The organism is Gordonia jinghuaiqii, from assembly GCF_014041935.1.
GTDB classification, from domain to species: Bacteria; Actinomycetota; Actinomycetes; order Mycobacteriales; family Mycobacteriaceae; genus Gordonia; species Gordonia jinghuaiqii.
The window spans coordinates 2,137,557-2,159,836 of sequence record NZ_CP059491.1 but is presented as its reverse complement, the minus strand read 5'-3'; the positions used below and the strand labels follow the sequence as shown (position 1 = coordinate 2,159,836).

At 69.3% G+C, this 22,280-nt stretch carries 9 protein-coding genes; 5 read left to right on the top strand and 4 right to left on the bottom strand.

Annotation, left to right across the window (positions count from 1 at the left end; all coding sequences use genetic code 11):
- Positions 1-15: 15 nt before the first annotated feature.
- Positions 16-9,300, bottom strand: a complete 9,285-nt coding sequence (locus H1R19_RS09580) for a type I polyketide synthase (protein ID WP_219851287.1) — start codon at positions 9,298-9,300, stop codon at positions 16-18.
- 539 nt (positions 9,301-9,839) lie between these two features.
- Between H1R19_RS09580 and H1R19_RS09575 the strand changes: the two genes are divergently transcribed.
- Together H1R19_RS09575 and H1R19_RS09570 are read left to right on the top strand one after the other, a co-directional pair.
- Positions 9,840-10,265, top strand: coding sequence for an HIT family protein (locus H1R19_RS09575; RefSeq protein WP_188331801.1), 426 nt, complete (start codon positions 9,840-9,842; stop codon positions 10,263-10,265).
- The gene (locus H1R19_RS09570; protein ID WP_219851286.1) at positions 10,262-11,089 is read left to right on the top strand and encodes an SIR2 family NAD-dependent protein deacylase; all 828 of its coding nucleotides are present in this window, start codon (positions 10,262-10,264) and stop codon (positions 11,087-11,089) included. Before H1R19_RS09575 ends, H1R19_RS09570 begins: the two co-directional genes overlap by 4 nt.
- Before the next feature lie 35 nt (positions 11,090-11,124).
- Here H1R19_RS09570 and H1R19_RS09565 read toward each other — a convergent pair whose 3' ends face one another.
- The 3 genes from H1R19_RS09565 to H1R19_RS09555 form a co-directional block, all read right to left on the bottom strand.
- Positions 11,125-15,360, bottom strand: coding sequence for an AAA domain-containing protein (locus H1R19_RS09565; RefSeq protein WP_219851285.1), 4,236 nt, complete (start codon positions 15,358-15,360; stop codon positions 11,125-11,127).
- A 126-nt stretch (positions 15,361-15,486) separates the two neighbouring features.
- The gene (locus tag H1R19_RS09560; protein ID WP_188331798.1) at positions 15,487-15,816 is read right to left on the bottom strand and encodes a rhodanese-like domain-containing protein; all 330 of its coding nucleotides are present in this window, start codon (positions 15,814-15,816) and stop codon (positions 15,487-15,489) included.
- A 179-nt stretch (positions 15,817-15,995) separates the two neighbouring features.
- Positions 15,996-17,777 (bottom strand): DEAD/DEAH box helicase, encoded by a 1,782-nt coding sequence (locus H1R19_RS09555; RefSeq protein WP_188331797.1) that lies wholly within the window; start codon positions 17,775-17,777, stop codon positions 15,996-15,998.
- A gap of 239 nt (positions 17,778-18,016) precedes the next feature.
- On the opposite strand from H1R19_RS09555, the gene H1R19_RS09550 reads away from it, so the two are divergent.
- The 3 genes from H1R19_RS09550 (at position 18,017) to H1R19_RS09540 (ending at position 22,279) form a co-directional block, all read left to right on the top strand.
- Entirely contained in the window at positions 18,017-19,804 is a 1,788-nt protein-coding gene (locus tag H1R19_RS09550; RefSeq protein ID WP_188331796.1) for an AMP-dependent synthetase/ligase, read from the top strand.
- Positions 19,805-19,895: 91 nt separating this feature from the next.
- Positions 19,896-21,068, top strand: a complete 1,173-nt coding sequence (gene opgC / locus H1R19_RS09545) for an OpgC domain-containing protein (RefSeq protein WP_188331795.1) — start codon at positions 19,896-19,898, stop codon at positions 21,066-21,068.
- A 50-nt stretch (positions 21,069-21,118) separates the two neighbouring features.
- On the top strand, positions 21,119-22,279 hold the full coding sequence (locus H1R19_RS09540; protein ID WP_219851573.1) for a trans-sulfuration enzyme family protein: 1,161 nt from the start codon (positions 21,119-21,121) through the stop codon (positions 22,277-22,279).
- Position 22,280: the final 1 nt, after the last annotated feature.

The window sequence follows — 22,280 nt, the reverse complement described above, 5'->3', positions numbered from 1 at the left end:
CGACGTCGGCGGCCGTCACCGAGCCGCCGGCGCCGCGCCGGAGACGTTCGCGCCGTGGACATCCACACCGTAGACATCCGCGCCGTCGACGCCACCGTCGAGTCGGACCGAAGGATCGAGGAGCATGCCCGCCTCGGCGTCGTGCTCGTCGACCGACTCGTCGAAGCGACGGTTGGCCGGGCGCTGGTAGGCCGGTTCGCCACCGCAGATCGACTGCAGGAAGCGCTGGCTGCCCAGTCGGGCCCGCTCATCGGCGCGCCGGCGGTAGGAGTCGCGGTCCTCGGGTGCCAGCGAGGCGATGAACGCCTCCGGATGGACCACCGCGATCAGCCCGGACACGTGACCGAAGCCGAGGCTCGTCAGCAGGCCGGCCTTGAGCGGGAAGCGCTCACCGAGCTGCAGGGTCTCGCGCGGCCACACCAGATGCGGGTACTCGGCCATCTTCTCGTCGACGCAGTCGAGGCTGCGGTTGGGCGGGATGACGCCGTCGCGCAGCATCTGGCACAGGCCGATCAGCTGGAAGGCGGCGGCGCCGCCCTTGGCGTGACCGGTCAGCGACTTCTGCGAGACCACGAACAGCGGTGCACCCGTGCCGCGCCCGATCGCCGTGGCGAGACGCTCGTGGAGCTCGGACTCGTTGGGGTCGTTGGCCTTTGTCGAGGTGTCGTGCTTGGAGACCACCGCGACATCGTCGGCGCTGACGCCCAGCGCACTGAGTGCACAGGACAGCGGCGAGGACAGTGCACCGCGCGCCGCACCCAGCGCACCGAGCCCCGGGGCGGGGATCGAGGTGTGCACGCCGTCACCGAAGCTCTGCGCCCAGGCCACCACACCGAGGACCGGCAGACCCATCTGCGCCGCCACATCGCCGCGTGCCAGCAGGATCGTGCCGCCGCCGGCCGACTCGACGAAACCGCCGCGTCGACGGTCGTTGGCCCGGGAGAACCGGCGGTCGTCGATGCCACGTGCGGTCATCTTCGCCGAATCCGCGGTCGCCGACATCGCGCCGAAGCCGACGATGCCCTCGATACCGAGGTCGTCGAAGCCGCCGGCCACCGCGAACAGCGCTTTGCCGAGGCGGATCTTGTCGACGCCCTCCTCGACCGACACCGCAGCCGTGGCGCAGGCCGCGACCGGATGGATCATCGCGCCGTAGCTGCCCACATAGGACTGGACCACGTGTGCGGCAACGATGTTCGGCAGTGCCTCCTGCAGGATGTCGTTGGCGTTGGCCTCACCGAGCAGGGTGTTGACGTAGAGATCGCGCATCGAGGTCATCCCGCCCATACCGGTGCCCTGGGTGTTGGCCACCAGACCGGGGTGCACCCACCGCATCAGCTCACTGGGGGTGAATCCCGACGACAGGAACGCGTCGACGGTGGCGACCAGGTTCCACAACGCCACCCGGTCGATCGACTCCGCCATGTCCGGGGTGACTCCCCAGCGGGTCGGGTCGAAGCCGGTCGGGATCTGACCGCCGACGGTCCGGGTCAGCGAGAACTTGCGCGGGACGCGGATCTCGGTGCCCGCCAGCCGGGTCACCTGCCAGTCGCCGTCGGCGTTCTGCGCCACCCGCGTCTTCTCGGGGTTCGCACTCGCGAAGGCACGGGCCTCGGCCTCGGAGTTGACGGTGAAGGTCAGGTCCTCGTCGATGAACACCGAGGTGAGCAGCGGCGAGGTGTTGTCGACCATGGCCCCGTCGTCGGCGTAGCGGCGGATACCGCAGCGCGAGACGACCTCGTCGTGGTAGCGCTCGGCGATCTCACTCTCCGGCACCGGATCACCGGATTCGGTGTCATACCAGCCCGGCTTGGGCGCCGAATCCCAGTTGATCAGACCGGTGTTCCACGCCAGCTCGAGAACGCCTGCCGCCGAGAGCTTCTCGTCGACCTCCATTTCGAAGCGGGTGCGCGCCGATCCGTAGGGTCCGAGCTCGCCGGCCCCGACGATGACAACCAGGTCCTCCGGACGGGCGTCGATTGCCGGCCACTCAGGTCGCATGCTGCGCGGTGCGCGAGCAGGTGCCGGAAGTGCTGCGACGGTAGCGGCCTCGGTTGCCTCGACGTCGTCGGCCTCAGGAGCGGCCGCCGCGTCCGCGGTGAGGGCCTTGAGGTCGATCGAGGAGTCGAGCCCGCCGGTGAAATCGGCCAGGATCGGCGCGTCGGCCGCCGCCGCACGCTGTTCGGGGGTGCACAGCGTCAGCAGGTTGGCTGCCATCTCCTCGGTGCTCCAGGTGCGGACACCCGCGGCCTCGACGGTCTCGACGATGCCGTCGTTGTGACCCATCAGGCCGGTGCCGCGCACCCAACCGATCAGCGCGTGGGCGAGCGTGGTCTTCGAACCCCACGACTCCTCGGCCGACCAGCGACGCACGAGCGCGTCCAGCGCGGCCTTGCTCTCGCCGTAGGCGCCGTCGCCGCCGAACATGCCACGGTTGGGGGAACCGGGCAGGACGACGTGCACACGGGCCGCGATGTCGTGATCGGAGTGGACCTCGGCGAGACCGGCGATGAGCCGCTCCACCGACCAGAGGAGGACCTTCATCTCCAGCTCGGCGCGACCGCCGGCATCGGTGAGGTCACCGGCCACCCGCGGCGCGGCGAACGGGAACAACATGGTCGGCTTCATCGCGGGCTTCACGACCGCCGTCGTGCCACCCAGGTTCTCGGTCTGCTCGGCCGCAATCCACTCGACGAGGTCGTCGACGTCGTTGTAGGACGCCATGTTCGCCGGGGCGATCCACAGCGCGGCACCGGTGCGTGCGTTCTCGCGATAGAGCTTCTTGTAGAACGCGAGCCGCTCGGAGTTCAGGCGTGACGTCGTGGCGATCACCGTTGCACCGCCTGCGAGCAGCCCGGCGACCACACCCGCGGCGATCGACCCCTTGCTGGCGCCGGTCACCACGGCGATCTCGCCGCTGTGGACACCGTTCTCGGGCGCCTCGGCGACATGCGCGATGGCACCGAAAACCTTGGCGTGCACGGCGTTCCCCGCGGCGAGCGCCTTGCCCTGCCACCAGGTGGCGTGCTCGGCGACGGTGTTGCCCGAACCGGCGAAGCCGCGGACCACGCCCTCGAAGTCACCGTCGAGTTCGTGCTCGTCGGTCAGCCAGATGCGGACGAGGTCCTCGCGGCAGGTGGCCCAGCGGTCGTCGATGAGGACGACCTTGGCTGCGTCGAACGCCGGCGCGACGGTGCGGGCCCAGTCCGAGCCCAGTTCGGCGCTGACCAGTTCGGCGAGCTCGGCGTTCGGGTCGGCGGCGGCCTCGGCGAGGTCGGCGACCTCGGACAGCCCCAGCTTGTCCAGCAGGGTGTACGCCGCGGAGGCGAGCGCACCCGAGCGGCCCGTGATCTGCTCGGTGAACTCTCCGAGCGCGGCCGCGTCGACCGTTGCGCCACCGCCGGATTCGGCGGCCGGCTTGCTCACCGGGATGCCCTTGAGCGCACCGACCGCGGTGACCGCCTTGTCGATGAGCGCGTCGAGTGCCTCGGGGTTGGCGAGGGGGCCGTCGAGCAGGTTTCCGAGTGCCTCACCGCGGACAGAGGCGCCGTCGCGGGAGCCCAGCGCCAGGGCCACCGTGGTGTGCAGTCCCCAGCCGGTGCCGAGCTGCCAGGTGCCGGCGACCCGATCGGTGATGTAGTTCTGGCGCTTGCCCAGCGGGCCGAGGACCTTGCGGATCTGGTCGCTCACCGCATCGGTGAGGACCGGGCCCAGCGGACGGTAACCGCGGGCGAGGGTCTCCACCGTCGAGGACAGCGCGACCATGTCGGCCTCGGCCGCCCCGTCGATGGCGCCGAGACCGAGCTCGCCGCCGATGTCGAGGAGGAGCTGGTTGCGGCGTGAGGACACACCGTCGCACAGCGCCTCGATGGTGTCGGCCGGACCGATCTGATCCACGCGCATCTTGGTCCACAGCGCGATCACAGACTTGACCGCGTCGGACGGCGTGAACGTGATGTCGTCGGGGCGAGGCCCACCGGCCGGTGCGACCGGTGCGGCCGGTGCCGGTGCCGCTGCGGCCGGTGCTGCTGCGGACTGGGCGGCGGGAGCCGCCGCGGGCGTCTCGATCTCGTCCTCGTCGGGCTCGTGGCCGGCGTCCTTGGCCAGGATGACGTCGGAGTCGCGTTCGACGTTGACGACCTCGGTGGTGGCACCGGCGTAGTCGTCGAGCTTGAGGGTGTTGGTCGCCAGGCCCGACAGGGTCGGGGCGCCCTTCAGACCGATCTCGACGAAGCGCTGCACGCCGAGCCCATTGCGCTCGGGACCGCTGAACAGCAGCTCCTGGGTCTCGATCCAGCGCACCGGGCTGGCGAACTGCCAGGCGAGCAGCTCGATGAGGATGACGCGGGCCAGCTCGTTCGGCGTGGCCTCCCAGCTCTCCCAGTCGGCCAGCACGGCGTCGAGCGGATCGGACGGCACCAGAGCCGCGATCTCCTCGACGAAGTCACGTCCGAGGTTGAACAGACGCGGCACCAGGTTCGGGATGTAGCGCCCGATCAGGATGTCGATGTCGATGTCGGCGGGCAGCAGCTCGGCGAGCTTGCCGCGGAACTCCGGCACACCGGCGCGCAGGACGCTGGAGTGGAACGGCACGTCGATCCCCGGGATCACGATGAACGCCCGCTTGCCACCGAACTCCGCACGGCGACGATCGATCTCGGTCTCGAGGTACTCGAGTCCGCGGACCGTGCCGGCGATCGCGTACTGCGAACCGAGCAGGTTGAGGTTGACGACCTCGAGGAATTCGCCCGCGGCCTCACCGACCCCGGAGACGAACTCGGTGACCTCCGAGTCGGCCAGGCCGAACTGGCTGGGCCGGATGGCCGCCAGCCGGTAGTCGCTGCGGCCCTGCTCATCTCGCGGGACCAGGTGGTGCATCGCCTCGCCGCGCTGGAAGACGACCTCGAGGACGGCCTCGAGCGGGAGGACACCGGCGCAGGCGGCCAGGGCGTTGTACTCACCGACGGAGTGACCACAGGTGATGGCGTCTTCGACGAACCCGCCGGCCTCCTTGAGTTCGGCGATCTGCGCGACACCGAGCGTCGCCATGGCGACCTGGGTGAACTGCGTCAGGTAGAGCACACCGTCGGGATGGTTGTAGGTGGTGCCGTTCGCGACCAGGGTGGTCGGGTTGTCGCGCACGACGGCCAGGATCGAGAAGCCCAGTGCGGCACGGGTGTGCTTGTCGGCACGGTCCCAGATCTTGCGGGCGGCCTTCGAGCGGGAGCGGGCGTCGAGCCCCATGCCCTTGCTCTGGATGCCCTGACCGGGGAATGCGTAGACGGTGCGCGGCGCGGCCAGCAGTCCGGTGGCGCTCATGACCAGGTCGTCGCCGACCTTGGCGCTGACCTCGACGACCTCGCGGCCGTTGTCGAGGCCCACGCGATCGACGCGCACGGTGATCGTGTCGCCGAGCCGGACCATCCCCAGATACCGGGCGGTCCAGCCGATCAGCGGACGCGGCGACGGTGTCGGGTTCTTCGAGTCGGACGCGGTGACCACCTGCTGGGCGGCGGCCGAGAGCCACATGCCGTGGACGATCGGGTCGCCGAGACCGGCGAGCTTGGCTGCGGCGGCATCGGTGTGGATGGGGTTGCGGTCACCGGAGACCACGGCGAACCCGGTCATGCGATTCGGTGCGGTGATGGTGGCCGAACGCAGCAGCTTGCGGGTGGCCGGCTGCTCGGCGGTGGGCGCGCCGCCGGCCCTGGCCGGGTCGGTGAGCTCGGCGGCGCCGAGCCGGCCGCGGATGGCGAAGCGCTCGTCGAGCGTCGCGATCGGCCCGTCCGGACCGGCGAGGGCCACCGACACCTCGACCACACGGCCGACCTCGGAGTCGCGCACCGCGCCGGTTCGGGCGGTGACGGTCAATTCGACTGCTGTCGTGGGGATCTCACCGGTGAGAACGATGGCGTGATCGAGATGGACGAGGTCGAGCAGACCTTCGACCACCGGGTCGCCGGCATCGGTGCGGGCGGCGCCGATGACGCTGAAGACGCTGGGCCAGCAGGCGCCGACGAGGGTGTCGGGAACGGCGAAGCCGAAGGGTTCGGTCGGTGTCGTGGGGCGCAGGTGCGCGGGCAGCGAGAAGCCCGTGACCGCGGCGTGGTCGGCGACCGAGTCCGGCTGCCAGGTCACGGTCGTGACCGAGACGCCGTCGTCGACATCGGCGAGGCTGCCGCCGGCGGCAACGGTGAGGATCTCGCGCATCGCGGTCGACGCGTCGTCGAGTCCGACCAGCGGCGAGCCGCCGTCGCGGAGGCTGTCACCGGCAAGCAGTGGGATGCGCACCGACGCACCCGAGATCGGGACCACGAGATCGAAACGTGCGGAACCGCCGTCGAGCGGGGTGACCTGCTCGAGCACCGCACCGGTGGGTGCGTGCTCGGCGCGCTCGGGACCGACGACCGTCCAGGCGTCGCGGTCGCCGAGCAGGGCGATCGGGCTGGGCACGATCCGGCCCGTCCAGCTGACGTCGTCGGATTCCAGGACGGCGCTCAGGAGGCCGGCCTCCTCGACGAGGCCGGCGCGGTGACGTGAGGCCACGGCGGTCGAACGCTCCCCCGCGGTCTGCAGATCGGTGACGACGCGAGCCTCGAAGCGGTCGAGGAGTTCACCGACCGGCTCGTCGACGCGGGTGATCCCGGCGACGGCGACCGGGCCGGGGATGACGCAGACCGCGTCGGCGGCATAGCGGGGGTCGTGGGCCTGCCACAGCGAGTCACTGCGCCACCAGCGACGGACGTCCTTGTCGATGACCGGCACGAAGTTGACCGGCTTGCCCGGGGTCCGGCAGAGCTCGAAGAAGAACGAGACGTCGGCGGGATGGAGGATGTCCGAGTCGATCTCGCGGTAGACGCTGCCGAGGGCGTCGATCGCGGCATGCGGATCGACGGTGGCGGCGAGGTCGGCGAACATCGTCGGGATGGGCCCGGAATCCTTGGGATTCATGCGCGCCTCGGTGCGCTGCAGCATCTCGACGAAACGCTGCTGCCAGGTGATGTCGGCCCACGGGACCTGATCGCCCTGGGGGTCGCCGACGGCGAGCGTGGCGTAGCGGTCGAGCCATTCGCGGTAGGTCATGCCCGCGACGTCCCCGAAGTACGGCTTGGCGGTGTCGGCCATCGCCGCGATGATCTCGTCACGGCGCGCGGCCACGGCCTCGGCGTCACCGGCGACCTCGTCGAGCAGCCGGCCGCAACGCGAGGCGGTGTTGTCGACCTCGTGGATGTCGGCACCGAGCTGTGAACGGCCCGAGGCCATTCCGGCGGTCGCGTGTCCGGCACCGATCCACTCGTCGATACCGGCGGTCTCGACCAGGAGCTGCTTGACCGCGGGTGTGGTCGTGGCCTCCTTGGCGGCCATCGCCGCGGTACCGATGAGGATGCCGTCCAGCGGCATGAGCGGATAGCCGTAGCCCTCGGCCCAATTGCCCGTCAGGTACTCGCTGGCGCGTTCCGGGGTTCCGATGCCGCCGCCGACACAGATCACGACATTGGGACGGGCGCGCAGCTCACCGTAGGTCGCCAGCAGCAGGTCGTCGAGGTCTTCCCAGGAGTGGTGGCCACCGGCGCGCCCGCCCTCGATCTGGACGATGATCGGGTGATGCGGAACCTCCGCGGCGATCCGGATCACCGACCGGATCTGCTCCACGGTGCCCGGCTTGAAGGCGACGAAACGCAGTCCGGCGTCGACGAATTCGTCGACGAGGGCGACGGCGTCCTCGAGTTCGGGGATCCCTGCCGAGACGATCACGCCGTCGAGCGGGGCGCCCTGCGCGCGTGCCTTCTGCACGATGCGCTTGCCGCCGAGCTGCAGCTTCCAGAGGTAGGGGTCGAGGAAGAGCGCGTTGAACTGCGCCTCGCGTCCCGGCTCGAGCAGGTCGGTGAGGGTGGCGATGTTGCCCGCGAAGATGTCCTCGGTGACCTGTCCGCCACCGGCCAGCTCGGCCCAGTGTCCGGCGTTGGCCGCGGCGGCGACGATGGCCGGGTCGACGGTGGTCGGGGTCATGCCCGCGAGCAGCATCGGCGAGCGTCCGGTGAGGCGGGTGAACGAGGTCTCGACGACGGTGCGACCGTCGGGCAGCTCGACGAGAGTGGGAGCGAACTGCGACCACGGAGCGGCGACCTCGGGCACGCCGCCCGGGCTGAAGAGGTTGCGCTGTCCGACGCGGAGGGCTGCGGGGACCAGCCCGACGCCCTGGCCGCGCACCAGCGCGGAGGTCAGGCGGGTGGCGATGTCGCCGGGACCGAAATCGAGGATCCACCTGGCCCCGCCCGCGACGACCTCGTCGATGGAGGCGACCCAGTCGACGGGGGCGACGAGGATGTCGTGTGCGTGCCGGGTGGCGATGTCACGGTCGATGCCGCAACGGTCGGCCCACGCCGCGACGAGTTCGACGGCCTCGGCCATCGCCGGGTGGTGGAAGGCCACCGACACCTGCAGCTGATCGAACTTCGGCGCGAACGGGGCGCCGCCGGTCAGCTTGCGCTTGCGTCGGTCGGCCTCGGCGGCGGCGATGCGCTCGCAGAGTGCGGCGAAAGCCGCGAGGTGGCGCGGCGCACCGGACAGGACCAGCGCGTTGCGGCTGTTCTTGATCGAGACGACCGGCGCGGTGGTCCGATCGCTCTCCGGCAGGCCTGCGCGGTACTCGGCGAGGATCTCCTCGACACGGGCCGGGGAGATGTTGCCGACGGCGAGCATCGGGGTGCCGTCGGTGGTGACACCCAGTCCGCGGCGGCGCGCGATCAGCGACCCCGCTGCCCCGATGAGGTGTGCGACGGCGAGCAGCAGGCCCTGACCCGATTCCGCCACCCGGCCTCCGGCACCGACGGCGTCGGTGGCCAGCGAACCCTGAGAGTGTCCGACGACGGCACCGGGCGTCAGTGCCGTCGTGTCCAGGCCCTGCTTGCGGAGGGCCTCGATCGCGGCGAGCTGGGTCAGCAGCACACCCGGGCCCGAGAGGGTGAAGTCGGCGAGGGTGACCTCGGCCGGGACCTCCTCGCCGGCGTCGTGCGCGTGCACCCATGCGAGTGGATGGAAGCCCTCTGCGCGGGCGACGACGAGCTCATCGGCCACCGGATCGACCAGGCGGTCGGCGGACTCCACGATCTTGGCGATGCGATGCTCGAGATCGGCGTCGACGACCAGCTCGGCGAGCGTGGGCAACCAGGCACCGCCCTGACCGCCGAAGCTGATCGCATAGGGCTCGCCGTCGGTGAGTCGTTCGATGAGAGTGGTGGCGGGGCGATCGGCGCCGGCGGCGCCCTGCGAGCCGGTGCGGAACTGGTCGACGGTCAACGGGTACTCCTGTGTGGTGGTCGGTCTCGGTGGTAGGCGGAGTTGTGTTGGTGCGGGTGCCTTGGGGCAGGTGGGGCAGGCCGGCGAGTAGCCCGTTTTCTCGGACTCCCGCACATGCACCCGCGCCGCCTGCCGCGTCGCAGGCACACTGGACCACCGGAGCGGTCCTGCCTGGTTCAACTACCTGGTACAACTGATGAACACGCTTGCCACACAGGGACATTGATAATCCCCGGCTCGTAGCGAGTCGTTGTCGGCGTGAACGTGAGACCCATGATGACACACGAAAGTGAGGGATTCCTCATGTTTCAAGGTGACCTCTCGGTATACCCGTGAGTAACCCCGTCGGTAACTTGGGGCACCTTGTCAACAGGCATGGAGAGGGTCTCGAAACCCCCAGGCCAGGCAACACGCCCGGAGAGGCATAAACCACCGATCAAACGCTCGGCGATCTGTTATCGAACTGTGATGTGATCCGCACCACGTCCGCGAGTCGAATGACGTGCGGGGCGAGACGCGAGGTGTCCTAGAGTCGGCGCATGAGCAGTTGCATCTTCTGCGCCATCGTCGATGGCACCGCACCGGGCCGTGTCGTCTATTCCGACGACGCCGTTCTCGGCTTCCTCGACATCCGTCCCGTGACACGCGGCCACACGCTCCTGGTCCCTCGGATCCACTCGACCGGCCTCGACGATCTCGACCCGGCCGTCGGCGCCTCGCTGTTCCGCGCCGGGCAGCGTCTGGCGGCGGCCATGAAGTCCGGACCGATCGCCGCCGACGGCGTCAATCTCGCGCTCAACGACGGCCGTGCGGCCTTCCAGACCGTGTTCCACACCCATCTCCACGTCGTGCCCCGCCACGACGGCGACAAGCTCAGCTTCGCCAAGGGGTTCCTCATCCGCCGCGACCCGAATCCCGACGAGACCGCGGCGCTCGTCCGGGCCTCCCTCGAGGCGGCCGGATGACCCAGTCCCGGCCCCGGCCCGGGTCCCAGCCCGAGCCCGCCCCGCCCGAGATCCCCGCAGCAGTGGTGGAGCTGATCCGCGACGCCGAATGGATCACGGTGTTCAGCGGTGCCGGGATGTCGGCGGAAAGTGGGATCGCGACCTTTCGCGACGCCCAGACCGGACTGTGGGAGAAATTCGACCCGTCCGAGCTGGCCACCCCGGAGGCATGGGATCGCGACCCGTCACTCGTGTGGGGGTGGTACCGATGGCGCGCCCGCGAGGTGCTCGGCGCCCGGCCCAACGCCGGGCATCGCGCCCTGGCCGACCTCGGCGCCTCACGCACGGTCATGGTGGTGACCCAGAACGTCGACGACCTCCACGAGCGGGCCGGTAGCGATGTCGTGAGCCACCTGCACGGAAGCCTGTTCGCACCGAGGTGCTCGGTGTGCGGGACCCCTTACGACGGCCCCGGCGCAACTCCCCTGCCCGACGAGGCGACCACCGACGAGCCCGGCGAGAACGCCGAACCCCGGATCGCGCCGCCGGCCTGCCCGCGCTGCGGTGGCGCCGTGCGCCCCGGCATCGTGTGGTTCGGCGAAGCACTGCCCGAGGATGAGTGGCGACGCGCCGACGAGGCGTTCCGCGCCTGCGAGGTGGTGATCGTCGTCGGCACCAGCGGCATCGTCTATCCCGCCGCCTCCCTGCCCGAACGTGCTGTGCGCGCGGGCATCCCGGTCATCGAGTTCAATCCCGCGCCGTCGGCGCTGTCCGACATCGCCACCCACAGCCTGCGGATGTCGGCCGCGGTCGGCCTCGCCGCGCTCGTCGACGCCCTCGGCTGAGGTCTCTCACTGCGGGGGGGCTCACTGCGTGGGCGTCATTCCCCCGCGGTGAGGTCGATCGGTGTCCAGACTGGGACATCGCCGAGCGATCGGAACGACTCCGATTGTGTCGAGCCTGCCCCGGCCGCCGCGAGCGAACCCGGCTTGCACCCGCGCGCGTCGAGGGCCGCGGCGACGGAGTCGATGACACCGTCGCGGTCGAACTCGAACTCCGACTCCCGGACGCGGACGAATTCCCATCCGCAGCGGCGCAATTCGCGCTCGCGCTCCAGATCCGAACGTGCCTGCCGGCCGGTCCCCGGGAACCGGTCGGCATCGCATTCGACGGCCATGCGCGCGTCCGCCCCGAGCACGACGAGGTCGACGACACGGTTGTTGACGACGACCTTGGGCGAGACGTGGTATCCCAGCGCCGCGAGTCGATTGAAGACCTGCTGCTCGAGGAGACTGTCGAACGGTTCCACCCGCCGATCGTCGGGGACGTCGGTCGGCATCGGACTGATCACCGGACCCTCGTTGGCGATCACGTAGGACAACAACGAATAGCGAAGGTCGTTGCGGCGCAGCTCATCCGGATCGACCGAATGGAACAGCCACAACTGGTCCATCGCCCGTGTGGCGGCCACGTTGAACCGCCGCTGGGATTCGGCGCGGGTGAGTGCCGAGATCGCCGCGGGATCGGACACGACCATCGACAGGAACATCACGTGCCGTTCGTCGCCCTGGAAGTCCGGCGGCGAACCCACCCGGATGCGACGTTCACGCCAGGTCTCGGCGTCGATCTCGGCCCGGAGCGTGCGCTCGAGCGCTTCGACCTGCCTGGTCCCCTGAAGTGCGATGACCCCGAAATCCATGCCGTCGTAGGCGGGATCGTCGAGACAGTCCCGCAGCGCGGAGAGGATCGCGGTCACCTCGGCCTCATTGGTGACGGCGCCGCCGGTACCGATCGCCTCACCGTCGACCGCGACGGCCCGTAACGGCTCGAGCCGGTCGGAGCCGTACTGCCGCACCGGGATCAGCGGCGAGGTCCCGTAGAACTGTTGCGAGGAGAATCCGATGATCTCCGGCATCGAGCGGAAGTGTTCACGCAGCGCGACGACATTCCCGAATCGGCTGCGCAGCAAGGAGAACAGGCTCGAGCGGGGGGTGAGCCCGTCACGCAGGTAGGTCGGCAGGTCTGGCAACGCGGCGTCGAGTTCGGCGAAGGCGTCGTCGAGGGTGGTGCCGCTCAGACCGACGGGCGCACACTGCTTGTCGTCACCGACGACGATGACCCGCGGCGCCAGCCACAGCAGGAACGAGCTGGTGATGTCGGCCTGCGACGCCTCGTCGACGATGACGACGTCGAAGGAGTTACGCCGTGGCGGTAGTGTCTCGGCCACCTGGTTGATCGACATGATCCATGCCGGGATGGCGTTCTGCGCCTCGTGCATCGCCTCACGCGCGGCCCGGCGGAAACGGTTGGCGTGCTTCCCCGACCCCTTGCCCAGATTGATCATGTGGTCGCGATAGGACTGCAAGGCCTGCATCTCACCGGCGGAGGTGCGGGCCGACAACGCCCGCCAGGCCTGCGCGGAGGCCAGGCGCGTGGTCAGCTGGGCGATGTCGACCTCGAGCGCATCGAGTGCGGCCTGCAGTCGCGACTCCGACAGCGGATCACTGCGATCCTGCACCCAGGAGTGCGCGAACCGCCAGGCCCAGGCCGCCCCCATGTCGCGGGCCCGATCCACCCAGGCCGGGTCGTCGGGCGTCGACCACAGCAGCTTGGCCAATTCTGGTGCACGGCTGCGTAACCGGAGGCCGAGTAGGTCCAGTGCATTCTGCGCCGCGGCATCAGCACCGGCCGTCACGAAGGCCCGACGGGCGCTGCGGATCGCGTCGGCGTCGGCAGCGGCGAGCGCCGCCACCAGCGCGTCCCCCTCCGGCGACGGCCCCCTCTCCAGTTCGGCGGACAACCGGTATGCGAAGTCCGCGAGTTCCTGTTCGGCGAGCACGGCGTCGTTGGCGGCGGCGATGGATCGCGCCTGACGTGCGATCTGGGCCACCTCGGCGACGCTGCGCGGGCGCGGTCCCCCGGGGCTGATGGACTCGAGTTCGCGCACGAGGTGGTCACGACCGGTGACGAGCCGGGAGATCCACGACAGCTGGGTGTCGAGCCGAACGAGGTGATCGAGCTGGGCCGAGCGAGAGCCCGACGCGTCGACCGGGACGTGCAGGTCGGCGAGGATGCGGTGGACCTGCTGGACCGCATCGAGAACGGTGAGATGATCGGCGACCCGGCGCAGCGAAGCCTCGTCGGCGGGAACCCGACCGTCGACGGTCGCCCGCACGGGCGACTCCTCCACCGCCCGCTGCTCGGCCGACCGTCGCAGGCGACCCCGCCATTGACCGCCGCCGCGCAGGAAGTCGGCTGCGGCGTCGAACAGTGCGGCATCCCCGGGCCGGTGGCCGTCGACGACGACCGCGTGGGCGCCCAGATCACGGTCACGGCGCGCGGCTTCGGCGATCACCGGGGACAACGTCGTCACCCGCGACCACAGGTGCGTCGCGCGGCCTGCGAGCAGCCGATCGGCCATGTCCACCATCGGAGCCGGATACGACGACACCTCGGCCGAGGCCACGGCGAGCTGGTCGCAGATGTCCTTGACACGCAGGAGCCGGGCACTGTCCACCCCGTCGAGGACCGACAACAGCGACCCGGCGCCGGTCATCGGCTCGTGCGGACGTGCGGCGATGCGGGCACAGATCGCATCCAACGCGCCCGGTTCGGGCAGATGGTCGTCGAGATCAGGGAAGCGCTGCGACAGACGTGCGGCGGAACCACCGGTGACGCCGAGTAGTTCGACGAGCCGGACGAACTCGCCCGAGTCCAGCGGCGGCACCGAGCCCTGCAACGGCCCCGGCATCCAGTCGAAGCGGTCGGCATCGGCCAGCACCTGCCGCACGACCTGCGCGGGCGTCCCCCGATAGTCGCCGGCGATCCATTCGTGGACCTCGGTCTCCTCCGCTCTCAGGTCCCAGAGCTCACGGAGCACCTCGTCGCGTCGTCGCAGCGCGTGGTCGCGACGAGCGGTCAGATCGGCGATCTCGGCGTCGGCGACGCCGGGTGAGAACGCCGACTTTCGTTCGGCCAGGGCCGCGACCGCCGCCACCACCCCCTCGGACCGGTCCTGCGATACGTCCGCGATCGACACCGCGAGGTCACGGAGCGGCGGCGGCAGCATGTCCCGCAGCACGTGGAGTGCGTGCGCCTTCTCGCTGACCACCAGCACGCGTTGCCCCTTGGCCAGGAGCGCGGAGGTCACATTGGCGATGGTGTGGGTCTTGCCGGTACCGGGAGGGCCTTCCACGACGACACCGCTGTCGACGCCGAGCCGGGCCAGGACGTCACGCTGTTCGACGTTCGACGGCAGCGGGAACAGCGCGTCGGATGTCAGGGCGTCGGGGGCCAGGACCCCCGGGGCGTCGAGGGCGTCCAGCCGGGCGTCCGACTCGATCGGCGCGACAAGCTGGGCGAGTCCGATCGGGACCGGCGAGGTCTCGTCCCGCAGGTCGTCGATGATCGCGTCGTAGAAGGCGAGAGAGGTGTCGACGCCGCGTCGCCGGAGGACGACGGCCGGTCGCATGTCGAGCGTGAGAGTGGCCCGCCCGGTGTCGATGTCGATGGCGTCGAGCCACTCTCCGATCAGATCGGTGACCGTGTTCGACAGCACCGACGCCTGCTCGGACAGCTTGGTCCGGACCTTCACCGCGCCGGCGAGGTCGAGACCGTCGACCGAGGCCAGCAGGTGGGTGTCGTGCATCGTCGGGGCCGAGCCCACGCCGAGCGACAGACGAATGGTGCCGGACTCGTCGCGATCGGCCACGACAGCCTGTGTGAGCAGGTGCTCGCGTACCAGCGGTTCGACGTCGGCGCCCGCCTCGTCACGCACCGTGACGAGGGCGTTGGCCACGACGAGCTCGAGGCTCTCGGGATTGCTCGTCAGCTCGTCGATGAGCCGGGCGAGGTCGGCGTACGCATCGGAGTCCGATGCCGGACCAGCAGAGTCGGAGGGGCCGGAGTCGGGATCCGGCGGGGCGATTTCGAGAACCACCTGCCCGGGCGCGGCATTCGGACGGACCGACACCGGCGTCGACGGCCCGACCCAGACAGAGCCGGGATGATCGTCGATGTCGCGGACGTCGCCGGAGCGGGATCGGACGAGATCCCGCAGGAACGACATCAGTCGGGTGACCTGATCGCGCAGGGTCTCGCGAGCGTCATCCTGCATACCGATGTGTTCCTCTCGTCGCCGGCGGCTTTCACGCTATCAAGGCGCTGGTCAGAGGGACGATGCCGCTGTGCGCGTCACCGGGTGGGCTCTGACGAGTTCGGCGTGCCAGGAAGGTAGGGCCGGTCAGGTGTTGCGCGAGCGCAGCGCACGGTATCCACCGTCCACGTAGCGCACGTTGGTGTAACCGCACTCGGCGATCTGCTCGGCGATGCGCGGGGCCTCCGACTTCACCGACACCACCGCGATCTCGGTGTCCCGGTCACGGATCACCGGGAAGGTGCCGGACGGCGTCGGCGCGAACCTCTTCGGCACCTCGGTGGGATCCACCACGAGCGCGCCGGGAAGGCTGCCCTGATGCCGCATCACCTGCGGCCGCGCATCCACCACGACCGCGTTCCCCTCGCGGCTGTGATCCATTGCCTCTGCTGCTGAAATCGCATTCACCAATGACACTGGTGACTCACCAATCCTGTTGTCACTCGACTTGATGTGGAGCCACGGCGTTCGCCATGGCATCCCCTGGACTACCCCCGCATCCAGGTTACGGAATGATCTCGAATTGACAAGTTTTGTACCAGACCAGTGGTCCCGCGCGGGAGATCAGCAGATCTCCCCCGCGCGGGACCAGAAGGTCAGGAGTGGCGTCCGCGTCCGGCGACCCGCGGCGAGGGGCGCTTACCCCAGTTGCCGCCCTGGCCACCGCCACGCTTGGGCCCGCCGCCGCCACGCGTACGCGGCGCACCCATGTCCTTGCGGATGTCGATGGGGGTCTTGCCGATCTTCGTGTGGCGGAGATTCGACAGCGTCTCGTTGTCGAGGTCATCGGGCAGTTCGACGAGGCTGAAGTCGTCGCGGATGCTGATGTTGCCGAAGTCGCCGCGCGAGAGGCCGCCCTCGTTGGCGATCGCGCCGACGATGGCGCCCGGGGACACCTTGTGCTTGCGGCCGACCGCGATGCGGTAGGTCGCGAAGTTCCCACCCGAACGTCGCGGAGCGCGATCCTGCTCGGGGCGCCGCTCCGACTGCGGCGGATCCGGGGTCATCAGGAATCCGCCGTCGCGGGTCTCCAGCGCCAGCGCCGCGGCGATGTCGGCCATTGCCACATCGTTGTCACGGGCATAGTTCTCGATGAGGCCGCGGAACAGGTCGAGGTTGTCCGACGACAGGTTCTGGGTGATCGAGTCGGCGAACTTCGCGACGCGCTGAGAGTTCACGTCGTCGACGCTGGGCAGCCCGATCTCGGTCAGCGTCTGTCGGGTGGCGCGCTCGATCGCACGCAGGAGGTGACGCTCCCGCGGCGAGACGAACAGCAGCGCATTTCCCGAGCGGCCGGCGCGACCGGTACGGCCGATCCGGTGCACATACGACTCGGTGTCGTGGGGGATGTCGTAGTTGACGACGTGGGAGATGCGGTCGACGTCGAGGCCGCGGGCGGCCACATCCGTTGCCACGAGGATGTCGATCGTGCCGTTCTTGAGCTGGTTGATCGTGCGCTCGCGCTGGGCCTGGGCGAGGTCGCCGTTGATGGCCACCGCGGAGAATCCCCGGGACCGCAGCTTCTCCGCGAGCTCCTCGGTGGCCTGCTTGGTGCGGACGAAGACGATCATCCCGTCGAAGGTCTCGACCTCGAGGAATCGCGTCAGCGCGTCGAGCTTGCGCTGGTGTGAGACCTGCAGATAGCGCTGCGTGATGTTCTGCGCGGTCGCCGTCTTGGACTTGACGGCGATTTCCTGCGGGGAGTTGAGGTAACGCTGCGCGAGGCGGCGGATGGCGCTGGGCATGGTCGCGGAGAACAGTGCGACCTGCTTGGTGTCCGGGGTCTCGGCGAGGATGCGTTCGACATCCTCGGCGAAGCCCATCGTCAGCATCTCGTCGGCCTCGTCGAGCACGAGGAACTCCAGGCCGGAGATGTCGAGCGTCTTGCGGTCGAGGTGATCGATCACGCGACCGGGGGTGCCGACGATGACCTGCGCGCCGCGGCGCAGGCCTGCGAGCTGCACGCCGTACGCCTGGCCACCGTAGATCGGCAGGACCTTGACATCTGGCATGTGCGACGAATACCGGGCGAAGGCCTCGGCCACCTGCAGTGCCAGTTCGCGCGTGGGTGCGAGGATCAGAGCCTGCGGAGTGCGGGCGGAGGTGTCGATCCGGGACAGGATCGGGATCGCGAACGCCGCGGTCTTACCGGTGCCGGTCTGCGCCAGCCCGACCACGTCGCGCCCCGCCATGAGCGGCGGGATCGTGGCCGCCTGGATCGGCGACGGGGTCTCGTACCCGACATCGGTGATCGCGGCCCGCACCTTCGGGTGTATGTCGAGGTCGTCGAAGGAGCCGCCGGCGCTGTCAGCGCCAGAGGGTGCGGTGGCGGCGGGGTCGGCCGGCGTGCTGTGCTCGCCCTGATCTGAAGTACTCATGAGCTACAGGTCTCGTTCATCATCACCCTCAACTCTAAAGGGCACACCCCGGAATGTCGGCATCGTGCCCTGCCCATCTCTCATCGACCCTCGCATCGGGGTGTGCGCCACGAACCCCCGACCCGTGTGATGCATCCCACGAATACTGGTACTGTCAGTGCCACTCATCCGGCATCGACCCCGGTCACGCGGATGTTGATGTCCGAAAAGTCCAGATCTTCTCCCGCTTCAGGAGCGCCATGCAGCAGCAGTACGCCACCCCGTCCGATCTCTCGATCGACGACAAGGCGACGACCGTCGACACGATCCTGCGTTACCGTGCGGACCGGCCAACGATGCCGCTGTTCCGCAAGCGCTCACACAACCAGTGGATCAACGTCACCGCCAAGCACTTCGTCGACGAGGTCGACGCCGTGGCGAAGGGCCTCATCGCCTCGGGCGTGCAGCCCGGTGATCGAGTCGCCATCCTGTCGTCGACCCGCTACGAGTGGACCGTCCTGGACTACGCGATCTGGCGCGCGGGCGCGTGCACCGTCGCCATCTACGAGACCTCGGCACCCGACCAGGTGCAGTGGATCCTCGAGGATTCCGGCGCCACCCTGCTCTTCGTCGAGAACCAGTCGCACTACACCCGCCACCTCCGGGTGATCGACGAGACCGCGACACTCAAGGAAACGCTCGTGATCGACGATCACGCACTTCCGACCGTCACCAAGCGGGGCGCGAAGATCGCCGATGTCGAACTCGACCAGCGTCAGGCCAACGCACTCTCGTCGGACGCGGCGACCCTGATCTACACCTCCGGCACCACCGGCCGGCCCAAGGGCGTCGTCCTCACCCACGCGAACTTCCTCGCCGAGTGCGCGGCCACCCGCGATGCCGTCGGCGCGGGCATGACCGAGGGCAAGTCGACGCTGCTGTTCCTGCCGCTCGCGCACGTCTTCGCCCGCGTCGTGGCGGTCGGTTGCGTGGAGAACGGGGTCATCCTCGGCCACACCAACGACCTCACGACCCTGATCGACGACCTCGGCGTCTTCAAGCCCAACTACGTCCTGTCGGTCCCGCGCGTCTTCGAGAAGGTCTACAACTCGGCCAAGCAGAAGGCCTACGACGGCGGCAAGGGGTCGATCTTCGACAAGGCCACCGACACCGCGATCGAGTACAGCAAGGCCACCGAGGCCGGCAAGATCGGCCTGGGGCTGAAGCTGCGTCACGCCGTGTTCGACAAGCTCGTCTACGGCAAGCTGCGTGCCGCCCTGGGCGGCCAGTGTGAGGGCGCGATCTCCGGTGGCGCCCCGCTGGGTGCCCGTCTCGGCCACTTCTTCCGCGGCGTCGGAATCCCCGTGTACGAGGGCTACGGACTGTCGGAGACCACGGCGGCGGTGACCGCGAACAACGAGAAGCATCAGAAGGTCGGTTCGGTCGGTCGTCCGATCCCCGGCGTGACCGTGGCCATCGCCGAAGACGGCGAGGTCCTGCTGAAGGGACCGGTCGTCTTCGGCGGGTACTGGAAGAACGAGGCCGCGACCGCCGACGCCATCCGCGACGGCTGGTTCCACACCGGGGACATCGGCACCCTGGACGACGGCTACCTGTTCATCACCGGCCGAAAGAAGGAACTCATCGTCACCGCGGGCGGCAAGAACGTCTCGCCCGCGCAGCTCGAGGATTCGATCCGCGCGCACCCGATGGTCAGCCAGTGCCTGGTGGTCGGCGACAACAAGCCGTTCATCGGCGCGCTCATCACCATCGACCCCGAGGCGGTGCCCGGCTGGCTCGAACGTCACAACCTGCCGGCCGACACCCCGATCTCCGCGCTGGTCGACAACGCCGATCTGAAGGCCGAGATCGACGCGGCGGTCAAGGAGGCCAACGCCAAGGTGTCCAGCGCCGAGGCGATCAAGAAGTTCACGATCCTCGACACCGACTTCACCATCGACACCGGTGAGCTCACCCCGACGATGAAGCTCAAGCGCAACGTGATCCACGACGCACACAAGGAAGCGATCGCCGACCTCTACACCTGATCGGTCTCCACCCTGATGTGAGCGACACTGTTCACGACTCGCCGCGGCCCGGGATGACCCCGGGCCGCGGTGCTGTCTAGGGTGCAAGGCAATGAACCGAGATCTTGCCATCGACGCCACCCGGGGGGTGGCGATTTGGAGCATGGTCACCGCGCACTTCGCGCATGAGTCACCGCTGGCGGCGCCCACCCACGCCTTCCCCTATGTCGACGGCATGTCCGCGTTCGTCATGCTGTCCGGGATCGTGCTCGGCCTGGTGTACCAGCGGTGGGTCGGCCGCCACGGTCTGCGGTTCGCCTACTCGCGGCTGGCCAAACGGATCGTCGTGCTCTACCTGTGCCAACTGGCCATCGCGCTGGTCGCGGTGGCTGCCGCGATGGCCGGCCACCGCTGGCTGACGCTGTTGTTGCCGATCGACGGCTGGCTCGACGGCATCTGGCTGGCGGTGACGATGCAGTACCTGCCCAGCGGCGGCAACATCCTGCTGCTCTACATGGTGCTGATGATCTCGGCGTTCGGCCTGTTCCCCGTCCTGAAAAAGGGCTGGTGGTCCTGGGTTCTGGGGGGCTCGGTCGCGCTGTACGCGCTGTCCCTCGTCTACTCCCCCGACTGGTTCTATCTGAGCGCGTACCAGTCGGCGCCGCACATCCAGAACGTCGCCGGCTGGCAGATCATGTTCGTCCCCGCCCTCGTGATCGGCTGGAACTGGTCGCGCTGGCGCATCCCCGAGCTGGTCGACCGGTGGCTCATCGTGATCGTCGCGGTCGCGGTGGGCGTCGCGTTGTTCTTCCACTACGGCATCGACACCGGGCCGTGGGCGCACCTCGAGCCCGAGGTGGCCGACAAGCTGGACTTCCGCCCGGCCAGGGCCATCGGCGCCTACGCCGTCATCCCGGCGATCTACGGGGTCTTCCGGCTGTTGCTGCGCTGGTGGCACCACGACTGGCTGCGCCCGCTCGTCATGACCGGAACCCGCAGCCTCGACTCCTACGTCATCCAGGCGATCGGCCTGGTGGTGGTGCCCATCCACATCGCCCACCGCCCGTGGGACACGGTCACGATGAACGCCGTGGCTCTCCTCGTCTTCGCCACCTGCTGGGGCTGGGCCGAGTTCCGCTACTTCGCCCATGTCGACAAGCTGCACAAGCTACCGGTCCGGATGGTCCGAGCCGTACGACCACACCGCTCCCCCGTCTCCCCCGGACCCGAGCCGGGCGTACCCACCCCCGAGCGAGCCGAACAACCGATGGGAGCCTCGTCGTGACCGGTGAGACGACACCCGTACCCGCAACCGGATCGGGAACGCCGGGTGTGATGACGCGCAGCGTGCACGCCGGGAACGACTCGTCCGGCCCGTCGGTGCGGACGCCGATCACGATGGCGAACTCCTACCATCTCCCGCCGAACCCGGAGGAGATCAGCTGGTCAGGTACCGACCAGCTGTTCTACACCCGCAACACCGGCGCCAACCAGGTCGCTCTGCAGGACAAACTCGCCGCACTCGAGGAGGCCGACGACGCGGTCGTACTCGCCTCCGGCGTCGCCGCACTGCACGCCGTGTTCTTCACGTTCCTCTCCACCGGCGACCACGTCGTGGTCTCGGACACGACCTACGAGGCAACGTGGAAGCTGTGGTCGGAGCTGCTGCCCACCAAGTACGGGATCGAGGCGACCTTCGTCGATGTCGGCGATGCCGCCGCGATCAGGGCGGCGCTGCGCCCGAACACCCGCATGCTCGTCGCCGAGACCATCGCCAACCCGACGACCAAGGTCGCCGACATCGCGGTCCTCGCCGAGATCGCCCACTCCGCCGATGCCTTGCTGCTGATCGATTCGACGTTCACACCGCCGCCGCTGTACCGGCCGTTGTCCGACGGCGCCGATCTGGTGGTGCACTCGCTGACCAAGTACATCAACGGGCACGGCGACGCCATGGGCGGCGCCGTACTCGGCCGCGGTGAGCTGATCGCGCAGATCAAGACGCAGGCGATGGTCGACGTGGGCGGGGTGATCTCACCGTTCAACGCGTGGCTCATCGCCCGCGGCGCGATCACCCTGCCGCTGCGGCTCGCCCAGCACCAGCGCACCGCCGAGCGTGTCGCGGCCTTCCTCGAGAAGGACCCGCGGATCGCCTATGTCCGCTACCCGGGACTGGCCTCGCATCCGGAGCACGACCTGGCGATCCGCCAGTTCGGCGGTCGCGGCTTCGGCGCGATGATGGCATTCGCCGTCCGCGGTGATCCGGCGGCGCAGAACCGCTTTGTCGCGGCGCTGACGACGATCACCTCGGCGGTCTCGCTGGGGCACGACGAATCACTGATCGTGCACGTCGGGTCCGACGGTCCGCGGGTCGCGGCCTACCCCGAAGCGTTCCGCGAATGGGGACATCTGCGCTTCTCCGTGGGCCTCGAAGACGCCGACGACCTCATCGCCGACATCGGCCAGGCGCTGGACGCGACCTTCCCGCCCGTCTGAG

Excerpts from the sequence above, each read along its gene's own strand:
- H1R19_RS09570 (WP_219851286.1), top strand. The coding sequence starts at position 10,262 with ATGACCCAGTCCCGGCCCCGGCCCGGGTCCCAGCCCGAGCCCGCCCCG.
- H1R19_RS09575 (WP_188331801.1), top strand. The coding sequence starts at position 9,840 with ATGAGCAGTTGCATCTTCTGCGCCATCGTCGATGGCACCGCACCGGGC.
- H1R19_RS09550 (WP_188331796.1), top strand. The coding sequence starts at position 18,017 with ATGCAGCAGCAGTACGCCACCCCGTCCGATCTCTCGATCGACGACAAG.
- H1R19_RS09555 (WP_188331797.1), bottom strand. The coding sequence starts at position 17,777 with ATGAGTACTTCAGATCAGGGCGAGCACAGCACGCCGGCCGACCCCGCC.
- H1R19_RS09565 (WP_219851285.1), bottom strand. The coding sequence starts at position 15,360 with ATGCAGGATGACGCTCGCGAGACCCTGCGCGATCAGGTCACCCGACTG.
- H1R19_RS09540 (WP_219851573.1), top strand. The coding sequence starts at position 21,119 with ATGACGCGCAGCGTGCACGCCGGGAACGACTCGTCCGGCCCGTCGGTG.
- opgC (WP_188331795.1), top strand. The coding sequence starts at position 19,896 with ATGAACCGAGATCTTGCCATCGACGCCACCCGGGGGGTGGCGATTTGG.